This is a genomic window from Stakelama pacifica, assembly GCF_004361835.1.
GTDB lineage: Bacteria > Pseudomonadota > Alphaproteobacteria > Sphingomonadales > Sphingomonadaceae > Sphingomonas > Sphingomonas pacifica.
In genome coordinates this window covers 22,748-40,056 of sequence record NZ_SNWD01000011.1, presented here as the reverse complement: position 1 = coordinate 40,056, position 17,309 = coordinate 22,748, and the positions used below count along the sequence as shown (strand labels likewise).

Genomic DNA, 17,309 nt, shown 5'->3' with positions numbered 1-17,309 from the left:
GCTCCGCTGCCCCAAGGGACTTCCAACCGCAAGGCAGCTCTTTGTGTTGAACTACCCGTGGAGGTCCCTTGAATTGGCCGAGCATCATAGCGCGCTGGGGCTAGCAACCGCCCTTCGTCCGGTACAGCCGGTAACCCTCGTCCGTCCCCATGCGGCACGCAGGGCAGCTACATTCTTTACCGAAAAATTTCCCGGTCGCTGCATGTACGCGGTGAAGGCCAACCCTTCGCCTGACCTGCTGCAGATCCTGTGGGAATCGGGTGTCACGCATTACGATGTGGCGTCGATCGGTGAAGTACGCCTTGTTTCGCGCACCCTGCCGGACGCGACCCTGTGCTTCATGCACCCGGTCAAAGCCGAGGAAGCGATCGAGGAAGCCTATTTCACGCATGGCGTGCGCACGTTCAGCCTCGACACGATCGAGGAACTGGAAAAGATCGTGCGCGCAACGCGCGGTGCCGAAGACCTGACGCTGTGCGTCCGGCTTCGCGTATCGTCCGACCTGTCGAAACTGAGCCTTGCGGCGAAGTTCGGCGCGGAACCGGGCGATACGAAGGAACTGCTGTTCGCCGCGCGTCAGGCCGCCGATGCTCTCGGCATCTGCTTCCATGTCGGAAGTCAGGCGATGAGCCCGGATGCCTATGCAAATGCGATGGAAATCGTTCGTGCCGCGATCGTCGAAGCGTCGGTCACCGTCGATGTGATCGATGTTGGCGGCGGGTTCCCCTCGACCTATCCGGGCATGGAGCCGCCGCCGCTGGAGCGCTATTTCGACACGATCCATCGTGCGTTCGAAAGCTTGCCGATTTCCTATTCGGCGGAGCTTTGGGCCGAGCCGGGCCGTGCGCTGTGTGCCGAATACAGCTCGCTGATCGTGCGCGTGGAAAAGCGTCGCGGGACCGAGCTGTATATCAATGACGGTGCCTATGGCGCACTGTTCGATGCGGCGCATATCGGCTGGCGTTTCCCGGTGAAGCGGCTGCGCGAAGTGCCGACCGCATCGCCGTACGAGGAGTTCAGCTTTTACGGTCCGACCTGCGACGATATCGACCATATGGCAGGCCCGTTCCTCCTTCCGGCCGATATTCAGACCGGCGATTATATCGAGATCGGGATGCTGGGTGCCTATGGCGCTGCGCTGCGCACGGCGTTCAACGGCTTCGGCGCGGATGAAACGCACAGCGTCGATGACGAGCCGATGGATTCGCTCTATCTGGGCGATGCGCGCGAAGCCGAGCCCAGCCGGGTGGTTTCGATGGACGAGCACCGCCGCAAAGCGGGTCAGTGAGGCATAGAGAAAGGCCGGAAGGGAGTAATCCTTTCCGGCCTTTTTTATTGGCGTTGACATCAAGACGCGTTGGTCTGGTCTGAAGCAAGACCGTCATTGCGAGCCCCAAAGGGGCGCGGCAATCCATTGTAGCGCCTGCGTGACTGGATCGCTTCGTTGCTCCGCTCCTCGCGATGACGATGGGGTCATCACATCCTACGCACTGCAACGTCGATCAAGCCCGAAGCCCGTGGACACTGGCCGTGGTCGAGATACATCGCGCGGCGACCGTGTCTCAATATCGCCCGAGGCGAACGATTGCCCCCCGCTCAGCTCAGCCGGTCGCGGAAGGTGGTCCAGTCGAACCGGCGCACGACCTGTAGGCTGTCGTCGCGGCTGTTCCAGATCGCGATCGACGGAAGCGGCACGCCGTTGAACGTAGTCGTCTTCACCATCGAATAATGCGCCTGATCGAGGAACGCGAAGCGGTCGCCCGGCTGTGGACGATGCGGGAAGCGATAATCGCCGATCTCATCGCCAGCGAGGCAGGACGGGCCGCCGAGGCGCACCGTGACGCCCTCTCCTTCGCCCGCTTCGTTCAGCATCGCCGGGCGATAGGGCGCTTCGATCACATCGGGCATGTGGCAGGTGGCGGAGATATCGACGATCGCCACCGGCATGCCGTTGTCGAAAATATCAACGAACTCGCCGACCAATATGCCGGTATCGAGCGCGATCGCTTCGCCGGGTTCGAGATAGACCTCGCACCCCGTCTCTTCGCGCACTTCGCGGATGAAGGCGATCAGGTCCTCGCGCTGATAATCGGCGCGGGTGATATGGTGGCCGCCGCCGAAATTGATCCATTTCAGCCGGTCGAAATAGGGCGCCAGTCGCGGCTTCAGCGCTTCCCATGTCCGGCGCAGCGGCGGGAAATCCTGTTCGCACAGGCTATGAAGGTGGATGCCGTCCATCCCCTCAAGATGCTCGGGCAAAAGCTGGTTCGCCGGAAAGCCGAGGCGCGAATGCGGCCGCGCGGGGTCATATTTCGATACCTCGCCCTCGCTGTGCATCGGATTGAGGCGCAGGCCCATGTCGAAGCGTTCCCCCGCCTCGCGCGCTGCCCGAGCGGCATCGCGCATCGCGGCTGCCTGACCCGGCGAATTGAAGATCACATGGTCGGACAGGCGGAACACTTCCGCCATGTCTTCGGCCTTATAGCCGGCGCAGAAGGTCGCGACCTCACCCTGATAATGTTCGGATGCCAGCCGCGCCTCCCACAGGCCTGACGTCGCCGTACCGTCGAGATAGCGCCCGACCAGATCACCCAGCGACCACATCGAAAACGCTTTCAGCGCCAGCAATATCCTGCACCCTGCCCGGTCGCGCACATCCGCGAGTACGCGAAGATTGGCCTCGACCGCAGCGCGATCGACCACGAAACAGGGCGACGGCACCCGGCTCAGATCGAAATCGGTGAACGCACCCGGCCCGCCCGATTTGGTGGTCATGGGGGTCTGGGGTTCGGTATCGGAAGCGTGGGCCATGGTTTCCTTCGTCATGCCGGACTGGTTCGCGCATCCGTTTTGCCGCGAACCGGGACCCGCGCGCTTTGCCGCACGATGAACCCGGGCACAAGGCCGGGGTGACGATACGGGGGCAGGGCAGAAGAAGCGCGGCCCTTCGACAAGCTCAGGGCGAACGGTTTTGAGGGTGGAGGTGCAACCCTCTCCGCCGTTTGTGCTGAGCTTGTCGAAGCACCGTTCTTATCGGCAACGGTAGCGCCTCAGCCGCTGGGCGGCCCCGGCCTGCGCCGGGGCAACGGTATTTAGAAGCGCAGCGGTTCGGCCAGCTCACGCACCTGCCAGGGCAGGCCATGCTGGTTCAGCATGTCCATGAACGGATCGGGATCGAGCTGTTCCATGTTGAACACGCCCTCCCCCTTCCACGTGCCGTTCAGCATCAGCGCAGCGCCGATCATCGCGGGAACGCCGGTGGTGTAGCTGACCGCCTGATTGCCCGTTTCCTCGAACGCAGCTTCATGATCGCATACATTGTAGATGCGCACGGTCTTTGCCTTGCCGTCCTTGGTGCCGGTGGCGATGTCGCCGATATTGGTCTTGCCCTTGGTCGTCTGCCCCAGATCGCTGGGTTCGGGCAGCACGGCTTTGAGGAACTGCAAGGGAATGATCTCGACGCCGTTATACATGACCGGGTCGATCCGGGTCATGCCGACATTCTGCAGCACGTCGAGATAGCGCAGATACTGATCGCCGAACGTCATCCAGAAGCGAATGCGCTTGATGCCCGGAATATGCTTCGCAAGGCTCTCAAGCTCCTCATGATACATGAGGTACATATTCTTGGTGCCGACTTCTTCGAAATTATAGACCTGCCGCGTCGAAAGTGCAGGCGTTTCGATCCATTCGCCATTTTCATAATGGCGGGCAGGCGCGGTGATTTCGCGGATATTGATTTCGGGATTGAAATTGGTCGCGAAATGCTGGCCGTGATCGCCGCCATTGCAATCGAGAATGTCGAGCGTGTCGATCGTGTCGAGATGGTGCTTTTTCAGATACGCCGCGAACACGCTGGTCACGCCCGGATCGAATCCCGAACCCAGCAGCGCCATCAGCCCGGCCTCTTTGAAGCGCTCCTGATAGGCCCATTGCCAGCTATATTCGAACTTCGCTTCGTCGCGCGGTTCGTAATTGGCGGTATCGAGATAATGCACGCCCGCTTTCAGGCACGCATCCATGATCGGCAGATCCTGATAGGGAAGCGCGAGATTGACGACGAGTGCGGGCTTCACCTTTTCGATCAGGCGGACCATCGCGTCGACATCGTCGGCATCGACCTGCGCCGTGTCGATATCCGCGCCGAAGCGCTGCTTCACCGAAGCGGCGATCGCGTCGCATTTGAACTGCCGCCGGCTCGCCAGCGTGATCTTCCCGAACAGATCGGGGTTCTTCGCCATCTTGTGGACCGCGACCGACGACACGCCGCCGGCACCGATTACGAGAACGTCTTTCACGCCATTTGCCTCCCGAAATTCGAACAGGTGCGGGACATAGCGATGCGCCCGGCCGATGCAAGTCAGTAGCCCTCGACAAGCCGCCCTTTCACAGGTCAGATAGGCGAAGGATCTGAGGAGAGGGACAAAAATGACCATAGACCGGCGGACATTGATCGGCAGTGCGATCGGAATCGGCATGGCCGGGATGACCAGCGCAGCCGCGTCGGCGCAGGACTGGCCGCCCGCCGTCCCCGCAGACCGAAGCCCGAATCGCCCCGCCTGGCCGCCCCGGGAGACGTTCCGCATCTGGCCCGGTCGCGCGCCGGGATCGCCCGAAACGCTTCCCGTCGACGGTTCGACGATGGAAGGTCCCGCCGATGGTCGTCAGCTCTGGGTACGTGGAGTCGCGCATCCGACTCTCTCGGTCTATCGCCCCGAAAAGCCCGACGGGCGCGCGGTGCTTTGCATGCCCGGCGGGGGGTATAAATTCCTGTCGGTGCAGAATGAAGGCATCCACGTCGCGGCGGCGTTCAATCCGCACGGCATAACGGTGTTCGTCCTCACCTATCGCCTGCCCGGCGAAGGATGGGCGAACCGCGCGGACGTTCCGCTGCAGGATGCGCAGCGCGCCATGCGGGTCATCCGGTCGCGGGCGGCGCAATGGAATATCGACCCGGCGAAACTCGGCTGTATCGGCTTTTCTGCCGGAGGACATCTTGCCGCGTCGCTGACGGTGGGATTCGATGACAAGGTGTATTCGCCGGTGGACGACGCCGATACGCAGTCGGCGCGGCCCGCTTATTCGGGTCTGATCTATCCGGTCATCGACCTGTCGATCGGGCCGAACGGCGATTCGACGAAGAGCCTGGTCGGGCCCGATGCGACTCCGGAACAATATGCACGGTACGAAGCCAGCAAGCGCGTGACAGGCGACACCCCGCCGATGTTTATCGTTCAGGCGCTGGACGACCCCATCGTCAATCCGCAAAATGCGATCAACATGATGGAAGCGGCGCGCGCGCATGAGGTGCCGGTCGAAGCGCATTTCTTCGAACATGGCGGCCATGGGTTCGGCATAAAGGGGCTTTCCGAAGACATGCCCGCCGCGCACTGGCCGTTATTTTTCCGCCTTTGGAGCGCGAAGCATAGCTGATCGGTCGCCAATCTAAACATGTCTCGACTTCGCTCGACAAGAACCGATCGGGGGCTTTGGGGTTTAATCCCCCCTCCCTTCCGTTTGCCTGCGAAGCGCAGTCGAGAAGCGTTGGTCCGGACGCACCCCCATACCATGATGCCGTAAGCGTGCCTTACCGAGCAAAGTCGTCATCGCGAGGAGCGTAGCGACGAAGCGATCCAGCGATGTGGACACCGCTCTGGATTGCTTCGCCCTTCGGGCTCGCAATGACGATGGTGAGACAGGTTCCGATCAACGCACCTTGATTACCCGAACAGGCGAACCGCCGACCGTTCCAGCATCAGCAATTGCCACAGCGTGCGGCCATGATCGGCCAGTCCCGCACGATGGTCCGACGCGATCTGCTCCAGTGCCTTTCGATCGAACCATGCGGTCAGGATCGGCGACTGGCTGAGCGCCCGTGCCTCACCTGCCAGTTCGCCGCGAAACCATGCGCTGATCGGGGTCACGAACCCCATTTTCGGGCGATAGAGAATTTCCTTCGGCAGCCAGGGCTCTATCGCCTTTTTCATCAGCCATTTGCCCTCACCGCGCCGGAGCCGCATCGACACGGGCAGCCGCGCGGCGAATTCGATCAGGCGGTGGTCGAGCAGCGGCTCGCGCGCCTCCAGCCCCACCGCCATGCTCGTGCGGTCGATCTTGGTCAGGATATCGCCGGGCAACCAGTGTTTGAAATCGGCATATTGGGCGGCGTCGAGCGGTTCGCGCGCGGGTGCATCGCGCATCGCGGCGATATAGCGATCCTCGGCGCGATGCCCGCCCAGTCGCCGGACCATGGCGTCGGTATAGAGCCGGGAGCGCAGATGCGGCGGCGTGACCCCGACCGACTTCGCATACGCCTCCGCCCCGTCGCCGGCGATCGACAACAGCGTCGTCTTTGCCCGGAACATTTGCGGCGCCCAGTCGGCCTTTGGATAGACATTGCCCAGCGTCCCGAACACCTGCCGCCGCAACCCTTCGGGCAGCAGACCGCGCACCCGCTCTTCCGCCGCCTGAAACTTATGGCGGCGATATCCGGCCAGCGCCTCATCCGCGCCGTCGCCCGACAGCGCGACCGTCACCCGCTCGCGGGCGAGCGCGCAGACGCGATAGGTGGCGAGCGCGGAGGCATCGGCGAACGGTTCGTCAAAAGCAGTGACCAGCGTATCGACGAGCGAGAAATCGCGCGCCGCCACGGTCTGCGTGCGGTGATGCGTGGCGAAGCGCTTTGCGACGATATCGGCATGCGCGGTTTCGTCATGATCGGCGCGGTCGAACCCGATCGTGCAGGTCTCGACCGGCGTGCGGCTCGCCTCCGCCATCAGCGCGACGACCGCCGAACTATCCACTCCGCCCGACAGGAATGCGCCCAGCGGCACATCGGCGACCATGCGCGAGCGAACTGCAGCGCGCAGCAGATCGGCCAGTTCGGCCTGAAGGTCGCTCGCCGAACCCTTTGCCCGGTCCGAAAAATCGACGTCCCACCATTGCACCGGGTCAGGGACCGGATGGCCGCGCCGCAGCAGCAGGAAATGCCCGGCGGGCAGCTTGCGCGCACCCATCAGTATCGAGGAATCGTCGGGGATATAGCCGAGCCCCATAAAATCCTCGACCGCGCGGACATCCGCCTCACGCCGCATCAGTGGATGCGCGAGCAGGCCCTTAAGCTCCGAGGCGAAGGCGACCGCGCCGTCCGACAATTCGGTATAGAGCAGCGGCTTCACGCCCATCCGGTCACGCGCCAGAAACAGGCTGCGCGCATCGGCATCGTAAAGCGCAAAGGCGAACATGCCGTTGAGCCGCGACAGCATATCCGGCCCCCATGCGCGCCATGCGTGGAGCAGCACTTCGGTATCGCTGCCGGTGGTGAAGACCGCGCCCTTCGCCTCCAGCTCGCGGGCAAGCTCGGCGAAATTGTAAATCTCGCCATTGAAGCTGACAGTAAGGCGACCATCAGGCGTCGCCATGGGCTGCGCGCCGCCGTCAAGATCGATGATCGCAAGCCGGCGATGGCCCAGCCCTATGCCGGTTTCGGTCCACACCCCCGCGCCGTCCGGCCCGCGATGGGCCTGCGCCTCGGTCATCGCCGCGATTCGCGCCGGATCGATCGGCTTGGGCGTCTGGGGATAGAAAAGGCCGGCAATCGCGCACATCAGTTCGTTGTCCCCAGCATCCGGTCGGCAAGCGTGTCAAGGCGAAGCGCATCCGCGAAACGGCCAATCTCCGCGCGCGGATCGCCCTTTCCGCCATCCTCTACCGAGATCAGGATCGCAACCGCGCGCTGTTTTCCGCCGAGCAATTTGGCGCGCAGCGTCGCCAGCTTGGCGCGGTTCGGACTGTCGGTGAGCGTGCCCGCGACGTCGTACCATGTCGCGACATGGCGATAGACCGGACCCGGCGCGGTCATGCGCAGCACCGCTCCGCCACGGATCGGCGCTTCATCGGCGATACGCACCCATTGGTCATTCTCGCGAATCGGGCCGATGCCGAAGCCGACGACCTCGCGACCCTCGCGCTGCCCGGCATAGATGGCGACGGCCAGATCGACCCGCGCCCCGTCCGGCCCGCGATACTGGCCGATCAGCAGCCGGTCGGCATCCGGATAATGGGGTGCCCATGGAAAATGCGTCCTGCGCTCGACGAGCGTCCAGCCGGGTAGTTCGGGCAGCGCCACTGCTCGCGGCAATGCGTCTGCGCGGCCGGCAATGGCACCCGCCCAGAGCAGGAAGGCGAGCGCGATGCCGATTACCAGCCCGGTCGCAGTAAACGGATCGGTGCGCAGGCGCGCGGGTGGCGGCAAGTCGGCGGGGTCGAACCATGGCGCATCGGGATCGCGATCGAACCAGCGCCAGCCGATCGCCAGCACCATCGCCATGACCAGCGCGAAAAACACCCAGCCATAGACGATATGGTCAAAGCCGGTCGCCGCCTCTACCGAGGTCAGATGCGCGGCATAGATCGTGCCGAACGCGCGAATGCCGTTGGCGATGATCGGCACCACCAGCGCCATCGCCATAAACCCCGCCCGGCGTTTCCACGAGACGTAACAGACATTGGCGACCAGCGTGCCATAGGCCATCATCGCGATCAGGAATTTGGCACCCGAACAGGCTTCCGCGACTTCGAAATAGCCGTTCGGAATGGTGATCAGCACGCCATCGACCTGCGCCGGTACGCCGAACAGGTGAAGCAGCACCATGCACATATGCACGGTGACCGTTTGAAGCGGCGCTTCGAACATCTCGCCGAAGGGCACGAGGAACAGCAGAAAGGCGAGCGGGAACAGTATCGCTCGCGCGATATGCGGACCGAGCAGCGTCACCGCCGCGCCCTGCATCATCAGCACCAGCCCCAGATGACGAAGCAATGCGACGCCCGCCGCGCTGCCAAGCAGCCACAGGCCACCACCGCCCGCAACAAGCAGCAGGCCCGGATACCAGCTTTGCGGTGTGAGCTGCGCCAGCCCTTCGCGCCGTTGCCACACCAGCCAGCCGAATACCGGCAGAATGAACAGGCAATGGCCGAAGGTCGTGCTGTTCCAATAGATATAAGCGAGGTCGCCGACATCGCCGCGAAACAGGATCAGCAGCGATGCGATCGCGCCTGCCAGCAACAAGAGATGCCGGGACCAGCCGGTTGCCGCGGTCTGCCCATGCGGCACCGCCATGCGCTGCGCATCGCTCATGCCGCGCCCCCCGATCCGATCAGCCGGTCGAGCACTGCCAGCCGCGCCGACCAGCCATAGCGCTCGATCGTTCGCCTCCGCGCCGCCTCGCCCTGTGCGCGGGCGGCAGCGGGATCGTCGAGCAGTGCGATAACCGCATCGCCGAAGCCGCGCTCGCCTTCCGCAACGCAAATCGTGCCGCCATGGTCGATGCCGCATGCCGCCGCCGGGCTGGCCACGACGGGGCGCGCCATCGCCATCGCTTCGAGCACCTTGTTCTGCACCCCGCGCGCAAGGGTCAGCGGTGCTACCGCCACCGATGCGGCGGCGAGCCAGCCCCGGACATCAGCGACCTCCCCGGTAACGGTCACGCCGGGCAGCTTCGCCAGCGCCCGAACCGCTTCGCCCGGATTGCGCCCGACAATCGCGAAGCGGGCGGCGGCATGGCTCTGGCGGATATGCGGCAGCACATGGCCGGCGAACCAGCGCACCGCCTCGACATTGGGCCGATAATCCATCTGCCCGGTGAAGACGATCAGCGGCCCCGGCGCTTCGAGGGCAGCGAAATCACCGTCGGGGTCGTATAATCGCGTGTCGATCCCGTTTTCGACCGCTTCCACCCTTGCGTCCGGTGCTGTGTGCGAGAAGAGTTCAGCTTCCGCCGCACTGACGAACAGGCTCACATCGACGCGCGCGGCGACATGGCGTTCGAACCGGCCGAGCAACCGCGCCTCGCGCTGGTGCACCCATTTGAGCGGCCAGCGTGCACTGTTCGCATAAGCGGCAAATTTGGCCGAATCCATATCGACGAAATCCATCACCACCCGCGCGGCGTGGGTCTCGGGGAGATATTGCGCCATCTGACCCGAAAAGACGTAGATCGTGTCGATATCGCGCCCGGCCAGTATCCGCTTCACCGCATCGCGAACCCGGCGATCGCCGAATGCCGTGACGGAAGCGGGCGCACCGGTCAGCAGCGCCTCCCCCATTGCGCGGCCCCGCGACTTGCTCCGCCGCACCACTGTCCGGCTCGCCGTCCAGCGCGCAAGCTGCTCACCATATTCCGCGTCGCGCGCATCATCGGCAAAGGCGATCAGATGCACCGGCGCGCTGCGGCCGAGATGCTTCAAAATGTGGAAGCTGCGCATCTTGTCGCCACGGTCGGGCGGGAACGGCACGCGATGCGCCAGAAACAGGATATCGCCCATCAGCCCAGCCCCCGGGCAATCGGGGGGCCGATGCGATTGGCGAGCCAGAGCGGCAATTTCTTCCACGCCGCGACCTGAAGCCGATATTTGGGGCTGAGCGGATTGATCTTGCGCGGCTCCCCGCCATCGCTCGCCCGCGCCCAATAGGTCAGCGGTTCGGGCGTGAAGCCCCAGTTCTTCTTGAACGCCGCCGGACCCGTTCCGACCTTCGACCGGCCGAAATCGAACCGGTCGCATGCCTTTCGCCGGGCATGGCACATCAGCGCATAATACATCCGGTCATTGGCGCGCAGCGCCCGCGCCGCATGCACCCCGCCGCCCCAATAGGGATAGACGCAGCCGCGCCAGTACAGGCTCAGCACTGCCGCCACCGGGCGATGCTCGCTGCGCACGATCAGAATATCCGACGCATCGTCGAACGCATCGAGCACTGCATCGAACAGCGCGCGCGGAAATACCGGCGTGCCGAGGTTGCGGACCGATTCGGCATAGACCGCATAATGGTCGCGGCGCAGCGCTCTCTCCCGACCGAAATCGACCGTCAGATCGCCGTTCAGCGCCTTGCGCACCTCGGCGCGCTGTTTGCGCGGGATCGCGGCCAGCTGCGCAGCATCGTCCCCGGCAAGGGCTGCGACAAAGCCGAGATAGCTTTCGCTGTCCGCATGCCATTGCGCGCCCGGACAGGGACCGCCGCGAAGCTCCATCGTGCCGCACCCGGCATCCTCCGCCAGCGCCCATCCGGCAAGGACCAGCGGTTCGAGCGCAGCGGCATCGCGCACCAGCGCCCCCCCGCCGACCGCGAACCCGGCCGACACCATCGCATTGCCGAACAGAGGCGATCGCATTTCGGTGAGCGGCAGCACGCCGACCAGCTTTCCGTGATGCTCGGCAATCAGATAGCGTGCGTGCTGGCCGCACCCCCGCTCGATAGCCGCGCTCCATTGTGGCAGGTGAAAGGGCGTGCCGTCGGGATGTTCGTCGACAAAGTCGCGCAACCGGTCGCACTCACGCGCATCGTCAAGATCGGCAAGGCGGGTGGTCACCATTCCGGCGGGCGGCTGAACCGTCATATGAAGCGAGCACCCTCGCGCTGCGCTACCGCGTCGGTACGCTCCCATTCGTGCCGACCAAGCAGGCGACGCATCTTTCCCGCCATTGCGCTGAGCCGGCTATAATGGCGCAGGCGCGAGCGCAGCGGCGCGTTTTCGACGCGCGGCTGATCGGGATCGACTTCCCAGGGATGGAAATAGAATACCGCCGGGCGCCCCTCGCGCATATTGACCCGGCGAACGGTCCAGTCAGTGAACGCAAAGGGCAACAGGCGAAAAAAGCCGCCGCCCGTCGCCATGTTGCGCCCGGCGATCTGTGCGGTCGTGACCGGCAATTCGATCAGCGCGGAGCCCGCCACCGGGCGAAAGGCGAAGCGCGGCGCTTCGGGCCAGCCATAATGGTCATGACGGACTGGCGCGACGCTGGACGAATAGGCATAGCCCTGTTCGGCGAGGATTTCGTGCGCCCAGGGCGTGCGCTTGTCGATCGAAAAGCTCGGCGCGCGATATCCGGTTACCGCGACGCCCGACCGATCCTCCAGCAGGTCGCGCGTGCGGCGCAGATCGTCGCGAAACTGGTCGGGGGTCATGGTGAACACCCGGCGATGGTCCCAGCCATGGCTGGCGATCTCATGCCCTGCTTCGGCGATGCGGCGCATCATCGGCCCGTTGCGCCTCGCGATCCAGCCGAGCGTGAAAAAGGTCGCCTTCACGCCCGCTTCGGCGAACAGGTCGATCACCGCATCGGTATTGGCGGCGACGCGCTGCTCCAGTCCCTCCCAGTCACCCCGGTCGATGACGCGTTCGAACGCGCCGACCTGAAACCAGTCCTCGACATCGACCGACATTGCATTGCGCATCGCGGCTATTCCTGTTCGCCGGTCAGCGCTTCGACCTTTTCCGGATCGGGCCGGTCCCGGTCGCCCTCGACCCATTCGACGAGCAGCGCAAGCACACGGCGAAGCACGCGATCCTGTTCCTCCAGCCGCGCCTCCATCCGCGCGATCCGGTCGAGCAATTCGCTGTTGTCCGGGTCGGGCGCGCGCGTCGGCGACGCTTTGGGCTCGGTCGCCGGCGCGGTGTCGCGCTCCAGATCGGCGATTACCTGTTCGACATGCGCGCCGGTAAAGACATCCAATTCCTCCATCGCGCCGAGCATCATCAGCCGCGCGGCGAGCAGGTTCACCTCTCGCGGGACCCCGCGCGACCAGCGGTGGATCGCAGCGACGGCGTCGTCATCGAAGGTCGGACTGCCGCTCGATCCCGCGACAGAGAGGCGGTGCATCAGATAGGCCTGCACCTCATCGGGCGCCATGGGCGCGAGTTCGTGCATCGCGATCACGCGCTGGCGCAATTGCTCCAGCCGCTCCCTGCCCTGCAGCGCTTCGCGGAATTCGGGCTGGCCGAGCAGGAATATCTGCAGCAACGGAAAGCCGCCCAGCTGGAAATTCGACAGCATCCGCAGCTCTTCGAGCGATTCGAGCGGAAGCGCCTGAACCTCATCGACGATCAGCAGCGTTCGCCTGCCCGCGCGCGCGACGTCGAGCAATCCCTGCTCGATCGCGCCCAGCGCCTGTGCGCGCGCCATGCCCTGCGTTTCCACGCCCAGCCCGGCGGCGACCATGTGCAGCAGATCGTCAACCTTGATCTGCGTCGTGACGATCGTGATCAGGTTCAGCCGTTCGGTGTCGATCGTTTCGACCAGATGGCCGACCAGTATCGTCTTTCCGGTGCCCGGATCGCCGGTGATGACGATGAACCCCTCACCCTGGCTGATGCCATAGCCGAGATAGGCCATCGCCTTTTTATGCGTCGCCATATCGAACCAGAAACCGGGGTCCGGCGTCAGCTGGAACGGCCTTGCGTGCAAGCCGTAATAATCCTGATTCATCCCGCTATTCCCCGCGATTGCCGCATTTTTCAAAAATCATACCCAAGGCCCAGCAGCGCCTGAACCGAAATATCCATATCCGCGCCGTCGCGCTGATAGGTGAACAATCCGGCCGAGAGCGAGGCCGCCAGCCTGCCGAAGCTGCGCGCATATGCGGCATTCGCTCCGACGCTCCACACCGGCGTTGCGGTGCCCGGCCCTCCGTCGAAATAATTGGCGTATAGGTTACCCGTCAGCGAAGAGACAGGCGACAGCGCACGCGCGGCGAACGCCTGAACATAATAGCTTCGGTCGGTAACGCCGTCGATCGTCGCGCCACCCGCCGCATCCTGCGGCGCGAAGAAACGCCGCTGGGTATAGCCAAGGCCAAGGCCCAGCCGGGTCTGCCCGCGATTGAACGCGATCACGCCGTCGACGCCGCGCGCGCGATAATTCGCCGCCGCCAGCGATTGCAGCGCACCGTTCAGGCAGCCGCCGACCGCATTGCCCGCCGTGCCGAATACGCAGCCGTTATAATTGTTGCTGAACGTGTCCGCCTCGGTCCCGAACCGGGTGGGCAGCGAATCGAGCGCGCCGCCCAGTTGCCGCCCGAAGCTCTGGATGCCGTCATACACCGCGATGCGGATCCCCGACCCCTCGCCGATTTCATGCGTGAACGATCCGGTATAGCTCCAGCTGTCGTAACGGCGCCCGATCCGCGTCTCCAGTTCGGTGCGGTGGCTGGGCCGCCAGATCAGCCCTGCATTCCAATATAGCGGATTGTCGGTGGCATATGCGGTACGTCGCGGCGATCCGGGCGCGGTGACGAACCTTCCGTCATCGCCGATCACCGGATTGCCGAGTGCGTCGGTCAGCGGATCACGCTGGCTGACGCGAATCTCTTCATATCCCGCCCCCGCGACCAGCGCGATCGTTCGGACGAACGGCCATAACAGTTCGCCGCCGATATTGCGGCCGAGGTACCGCTGGTCGAGCTGGCTTGCATCCTCGCGATTGACCGAGCCGCTGATCGTTATCCCGACGGGCAACATGCGACCGGGGCGGGTGGTTGCGCTGGCCGCGAAGCTCTGGCGGGTCGAATTGCCGAAATAATCGATCGCCGGCTGCCCCGAGATCCCGGCAACGCCCGGAGAGTCCGCATGGGTATAGCCGAGACGGTAGGACGCATCGATCCGCACCGGGCCGATCGCGCTCTCTACGCTCGGCCCCAGATCGACCGAATAGATCTGGGTGATATTATCGGCATCGCCGACCAGCAGCGTCGGCGCGGCCCCGCGAATATCGGCGCGTGTCCGTGTCGCAAGCGCGCTGGCGTCGAACCGCACGCCGCGCGCCACGTCGATCTCGGCCCGGCCAAGCCCGCTATGCACATAGCTGTCGCTCAGACGATCCCCATAGCCGAAGCGATGCTGGTAATTATAGTCGAGCTGCACCCGCACGCGCCGGCTCTGCACCGACACATCCACCCCGGCGCCGAGCGTCGAATAGGTCAGCACGTCGCCCGATTGCAGATCGGCGGTCAGCACCTGACTCGCTTCGATATGCGGCGTGATCCGGGGCCGCGACTGCTGAGCCGAAGCGGCCATAGGCAGTGCCAGTACCGCCACACCGCACAAAAGCGGCCAGCCTCTCACCGCCGCGCCTCTTCCCCATAATAGCCGAAGCGCGGCACGCCATGCGTCAGGGTAACCACGTTCAGCAACAACTGGATATGTTCGCATGCGTCGAACATCTGCACTGCCGCGCGCAAATCCGATTCGCTGGTCGAATCGGCGCGAACGATCATCAATATCTGCCCGACCTGCGATGCCAGCGCTGACCCCGAAGACGCCGCGAGCGCGGGTGGCGAATCGAAAATCACGATCCGCCGGGGATCGGCGCTGGTCAACCGGTCGATCAGCGCCCGGCCCCGGCTGCTCGCCAGCAATTCGGTGTCGTTGTCCGATTGCGTTCCCGCCGGCAACAGCGAAAGATGGGGGATATCGGTCGGCAGGATCAGTCGCTCGACATCCACCGAGGAGGGATTGGCCAGCGCATCGAGCAGCCCGGACGCCGCCTCGACACCCAGCCTCGGCAGAATATCGGGTTTGGCGAAATCCGCGTCGACCAGAAGGATGTCAAGGTCGCGCTCCGCAGCCAGCGAGATCGCAAGGTTGATCGCGCTGAAGGTCTTGCCCTCGCCCGGTCGCGCCGATCCCACCAGAATCGAACGCGCGTGCCGCGAATTGCGCCGCGCAAGGTCGGTGGCCGTGTTCAGCAGGTGCCGCTTTACCAGCCGCATTTCCTCGGCAAGCGCATTCACCGGCGCGCCGGGGACCAGCATGCCCTGCCGCTCCAGCGCTGCCCGGTCGATCGGCACCGCGCCGTGCCGGGGACCTGCATCACTCACCCGGCCGGAGATGGTCGGCCGCGGGTCCAGCCCGATCGGCACGATATCGTCGTCGGACAGGCGCGCGACCGCGCGTTCGATCAGCGACGAACCGCGAAGGCGAGGATCATAATCTTTCATCGCCCGCTCCTCATGCCAGCAATCCGGGGTGAAGCAGGTCCGCGCCGACGAGCGCAGCATAAACGAAGCACAACGCCCCCGCCCCGCCGAGAAACAGCTTGTTGCGCCGTGCCCGCTTCGCGGCATTCGCCTCCGTGATCACCTTGCCGATCGAACCGATTACCGGCATCCCGCTCGCCTGTTCGAGGCGCGCCGGGGTCGCGAAAGTGGTACGGATCATTCCCAGCGCATAAGCAGCGGCAACACCCGCACCGATCCCGACGATCAGGACGGCGGTCAGCAGCAACGGACGGTTCGGCGCGCTTGGCGAACGCGGCACAGTCGGCGGATCGACAATGTTGAATTTCATCGCATCGGTCGCATTCTGCGCCTGCGCCTGAAGCTTCACCTGTTCGCGTTCGGTCAGCAGCTTCTGATACTGGTCCTGCAACACCTGAAGGTCGCGCCCGGCCTGAGCATCATCGGCGACCATCCGGGGATCGCCGTTAAATTCGTTCCGCAGCGCATCGATATCGCTTTGCAGCTGGTTGCGTCGCTGGGTGAGTTCGGCGACCCGCGCCTCGCGCTCGGCACGCATCGACTGAAGCTGCATATACAGGGGATTGGGCGATCCGCCATTGCCATAGACGGGTTCATCGCGTGCTGCCTGCTGCGCCTGTTCGATCTGGTTTTTCAGCGCGATGACGTCGGGATGCTGGTCGGTCCAGCCACGCGCACGCGCATCGGCAAGCTGTTGCTGCAAAGTCGCCAGCCGGGTGCGTGCCGGTCCTGCGCTGCCGGGGCTTCCCGGCAGGGTGCGCCTTGTACCGGCAAGCTGAGTCGAAACCGCCGTCAGGCTGGATCGTGCTGCCGCCAGATCCTGCTCGACATTGGCAAGCTGGCTGTTCGCTGCGGCGAGCCGGTCGGGCAAGGGACCGGTTCCGGGCAGGCCCGACAGATACCGGCTCTGAAAATTGGCAGACTTCACCTCGGCATTCTGGATCTGCGCCTGACGCTGATCGAGCTGCTGGTTGAGGAAATTCAGCCTTTGGGCGATTTCTCTCCGATCGGCGACGAGATTGTCGCTGACGAAGACATCGATCATCTTCTGAACGATCTGCTGCGCCAGCACCGCGCTTTGCGCCCCCGGTCCGCCGGTCACGTCGGCCGAAATCTTGAACAGATTATCCTGTTGCTGGACGACCGTGATCATCTTCTGGAGCGCCGCGACCTGCGCGCTCACATCGGCATCGCGTGCCATGCCCTGCGAAAGATCGGTGCCGCGCACGACCTTCTCCAGATTCACGGCCGAGGTCAGCGTCTGACGGATACGGTCCATCTGCCGCGCCTGCTGATCGGGCGAAGGCCCCACATCGTCGGGCAGGATGTCGCTGGTCTGAACAAGGATGCGCGCGCTCGATTCATAATGATCGGGGATCCGCGAAATCACGCCCCATCCGATCACGCACACCGCCCAGGCGACACCGAGCGCTATCCAGCGCCGTATCCATATCGCATGAATGGCGGCGCGTATCTCGTCATACATCGCCCCCAT

At 64.3% G+C, this 17,309-nt stretch carries 13 protein-coding genes; 2 read left to right on the top strand and 11 right to left on the bottom strand.

The annotated features are described in order from the left end of the window. The first annotated feature begins 73 nt into the window (after positions 1-73). Positions 74-1,288 (top strand): type III PLP-dependent enzyme, encoded by a 1,215-nt coding sequence (locus EV664_RS14230; RefSeq protein WP_133496397.1) that lies wholly within the window; start codon positions 74-76, stop codon positions 1,286-1,288. A 308-nt stretch (positions 1,289-1,596) separates the two neighbouring features. On the opposite strand, the gene EV664_RS14225 is transcribed toward EV664_RS14230, so the two are convergent. Next, positions 1,597-2,775, bottom strand: coding sequence for a carboxynorspermidine decarboxylase (locus EV664_RS14225; protein ID WP_133496477.1), 1,179 nt, complete (start codon positions 2,773-2,775; stop codon positions 1,597-1,599). Positions 2,776-3,092: 317 nt separating this feature from the next. After that, positions 3,093-4,298, bottom strand: coding sequence for a saccharopine dehydrogenase family protein (locus EV664_RS14220; RefSeq protein WP_133496396.1), 1,206 nt, complete (start codon positions 4,296-4,298; stop codon positions 3,093-3,095). Positions 4,299-4,428: 130 nt separating this feature from the next. On the opposite strand from EV664_RS14220, the gene EV664_RS14215 reads away from it, so the two are divergent. Next, positions 4,429-5,433, top strand: coding sequence for an alpha/beta hydrolase (locus EV664_RS14215; protein ID WP_133496395.1), 1,005 nt, complete (start codon positions 4,429-4,431; stop codon positions 5,431-5,433). Between the two features lie 287 nt (positions 5,434-5,720). Here the strand turns inward: EV664_RS14215 and EV664_RS14210 are convergent, their stop codons facing one another. Genes EV664_RS14210 through EV664_RS14170 form a run of 9 tightly spaced genes read right to left on the bottom strand, consistent with a single transcriptional unit; the run spans position 5,721 to position 17,309 of the window. Continuing rightward, positions 5,721-7,607, bottom strand: coding sequence for an XrtA/PEP-CTERM system amidotransferase (locus EV664_RS14210; protein WP_133496394.1), 1,887 nt, complete (start codon positions 7,605-7,607; stop codon positions 5,721-5,723). Beyond that, a complete protein-coding gene (xrtA, locus tag EV664_RS14205; protein ID WP_133496393.1) occupies positions 7,607-9,139 on the bottom strand; it encodes an exosortase A in 1,533 nt (510 codons plus the stop codon). Before xrtA ends, EV664_RS14210 begins: the two co-directional genes overlap by 1 nt. After that, entirely contained in the window at positions 9,136-10,326 is a 1,191-nt protein-coding gene (locus EV664_RS14200) for a TIGR03087 family PEP-CTERM/XrtA system glycosyltransferase (RefSeq protein WP_133496392.1), read from the bottom strand. The genes xrtA and EV664_RS14200 overlap by 4 nt, the downstream gene beginning before the upstream one ends. Further along, positions 10,326-11,396: a FemAB family XrtA/PEP-CTERM system-associated protein gene (locus EV664_RS14195; protein ID WP_133496391.1), complete on the bottom strand. Its 1,071-nt coding sequence runs from the start codon at positions 11,394-11,396 to the stop codon at positions 10,326-10,328. The genes EV664_RS14200 and EV664_RS14195 overlap by 1 nt, the downstream gene beginning before the upstream one ends. Then, positions 11,393-12,235 (bottom strand): XrtA system polysaccharide deacetylase, encoded by an 843-nt coding sequence (locus EV664_RS14190; protein WP_133496390.1) that lies wholly within the window; start codon positions 12,233-12,235, stop codon positions 11,393-11,395. Before EV664_RS14190 ends, EV664_RS14195 begins: the two co-directional genes overlap by 4 nt. Before the next feature lie 5 nt (positions 12,236-12,240). Next, positions 12,241-13,266 (bottom strand): ExeA family protein, encoded by a 1,026-nt coding sequence (locus tag EV664_RS14185; protein ID WP_133496476.1) that lies wholly within the window; start codon positions 13,264-13,266, stop codon positions 12,241-12,243. 29 nt (positions 13,267-13,295) lie between these two features. After that, positions 13,296-14,852: a TonB-dependent receptor gene (locus EV664_RS14180; protein WP_133496389.1), complete on the bottom strand. Its 1,557-nt coding sequence runs from the start codon at positions 14,850-14,852 to the stop codon at positions 13,296-13,298. Positions 14,853-14,896: 44 nt separating this feature from the next. Continuing rightward, on the bottom strand, positions 14,897-15,775 hold the full coding sequence (locus EV664_RS14175; RefSeq protein ID WP_133496388.1) for an AAA family ATPase: 879 nt from the start codon (positions 15,773-15,775) through the stop codon (positions 14,897-14,899). A 10-nt stretch (positions 15,776-15,785) separates the two neighbouring features. Further along, positions 15,786-17,309 carry an XrtA system polysaccharide chain length determinant gene (locus EV664_RS14170; protein ID WP_133496387.1) on the bottom strand — a complete coding sequence of 508 codons (1,524 nt, stop codon included), beginning with the start codon at positions 17,307-17,309 and terminating at the stop codon, positions 15,786-15,788.

Excerpts from the sequence above, each read along its gene's own strand:
- EV664_RS14175 (WP_133496388.1), bottom strand. The coding sequence starts at position 15,775 with ATGAAAGATTATGATCCTCGCCTTCGCGGTTCGTCGCTGATCGAACGC.
- EV664_RS14170 (WP_133496387.1), bottom strand. The coding sequence starts at position 17,309 with ATGGGGGCGATGTATGACGAGATACGCGCCGCCATTCATGCGATATGG.
- EV664_RS14190 (WP_133496390.1), bottom strand. The coding sequence starts at position 12,235 with ATGCGCAATGCAATGTCGGTCGATGTCGAGGACTGGTTTCAGGTCGGC.
- EV664_RS14180 (WP_133496389.1), bottom strand. The coding sequence starts at position 14,852 with ATGGCCGCTTCGGCTCAGCAGTCGCGGCCCCGGATCACGCCGCATATC.
- EV664_RS14200 (WP_133496392.1), bottom strand. The coding sequence starts at position 10,326 with ATGGGCGATATCCTGTTTCTGGCGCATCGCGTGCCGTTCCCGCCCGAC.
- EV664_RS14210 (WP_133496394.1), bottom strand. The coding sequence starts at position 7,607 with ATGTGCGCGATTGCCGGCCTTTTCTATCCCCAGACGCCCAAGCCGATC.
- xrtA (WP_133496393.1), bottom strand. The coding sequence starts at position 9,139 with ATGAGCGATGCGCAGCGCATGGCGGTGCCGCATGGGCAGACCGCGGCA.
- EV664_RS14225 (WP_133496477.1), bottom strand. The coding sequence starts at position 2,775 with ATGACCACCAAATCGGGCGGGCCGGGTGCGTTCACCGATTTCGATCTG.
- EV664_RS14185 (WP_133496476.1), bottom strand. The coding sequence starts at position 13,266 with ATGAATCAGGATTATTACGGCTTGCACGCAAGGCCGTTCCAGCTGACG.
- EV664_RS14215 (WP_133496395.1), top strand. The coding sequence starts at position 4,429 with ATGACCATAGACCGGCGGACATTGATCGGCAGTGCGATCGGAATCGGC.
- EV664_RS14195 (WP_133496391.1), bottom strand. The coding sequence starts at position 11,396 with ATGACGGTTCAGCCGCCCGCCGGAATGGTGACCACCCGCCTTGCCGAT.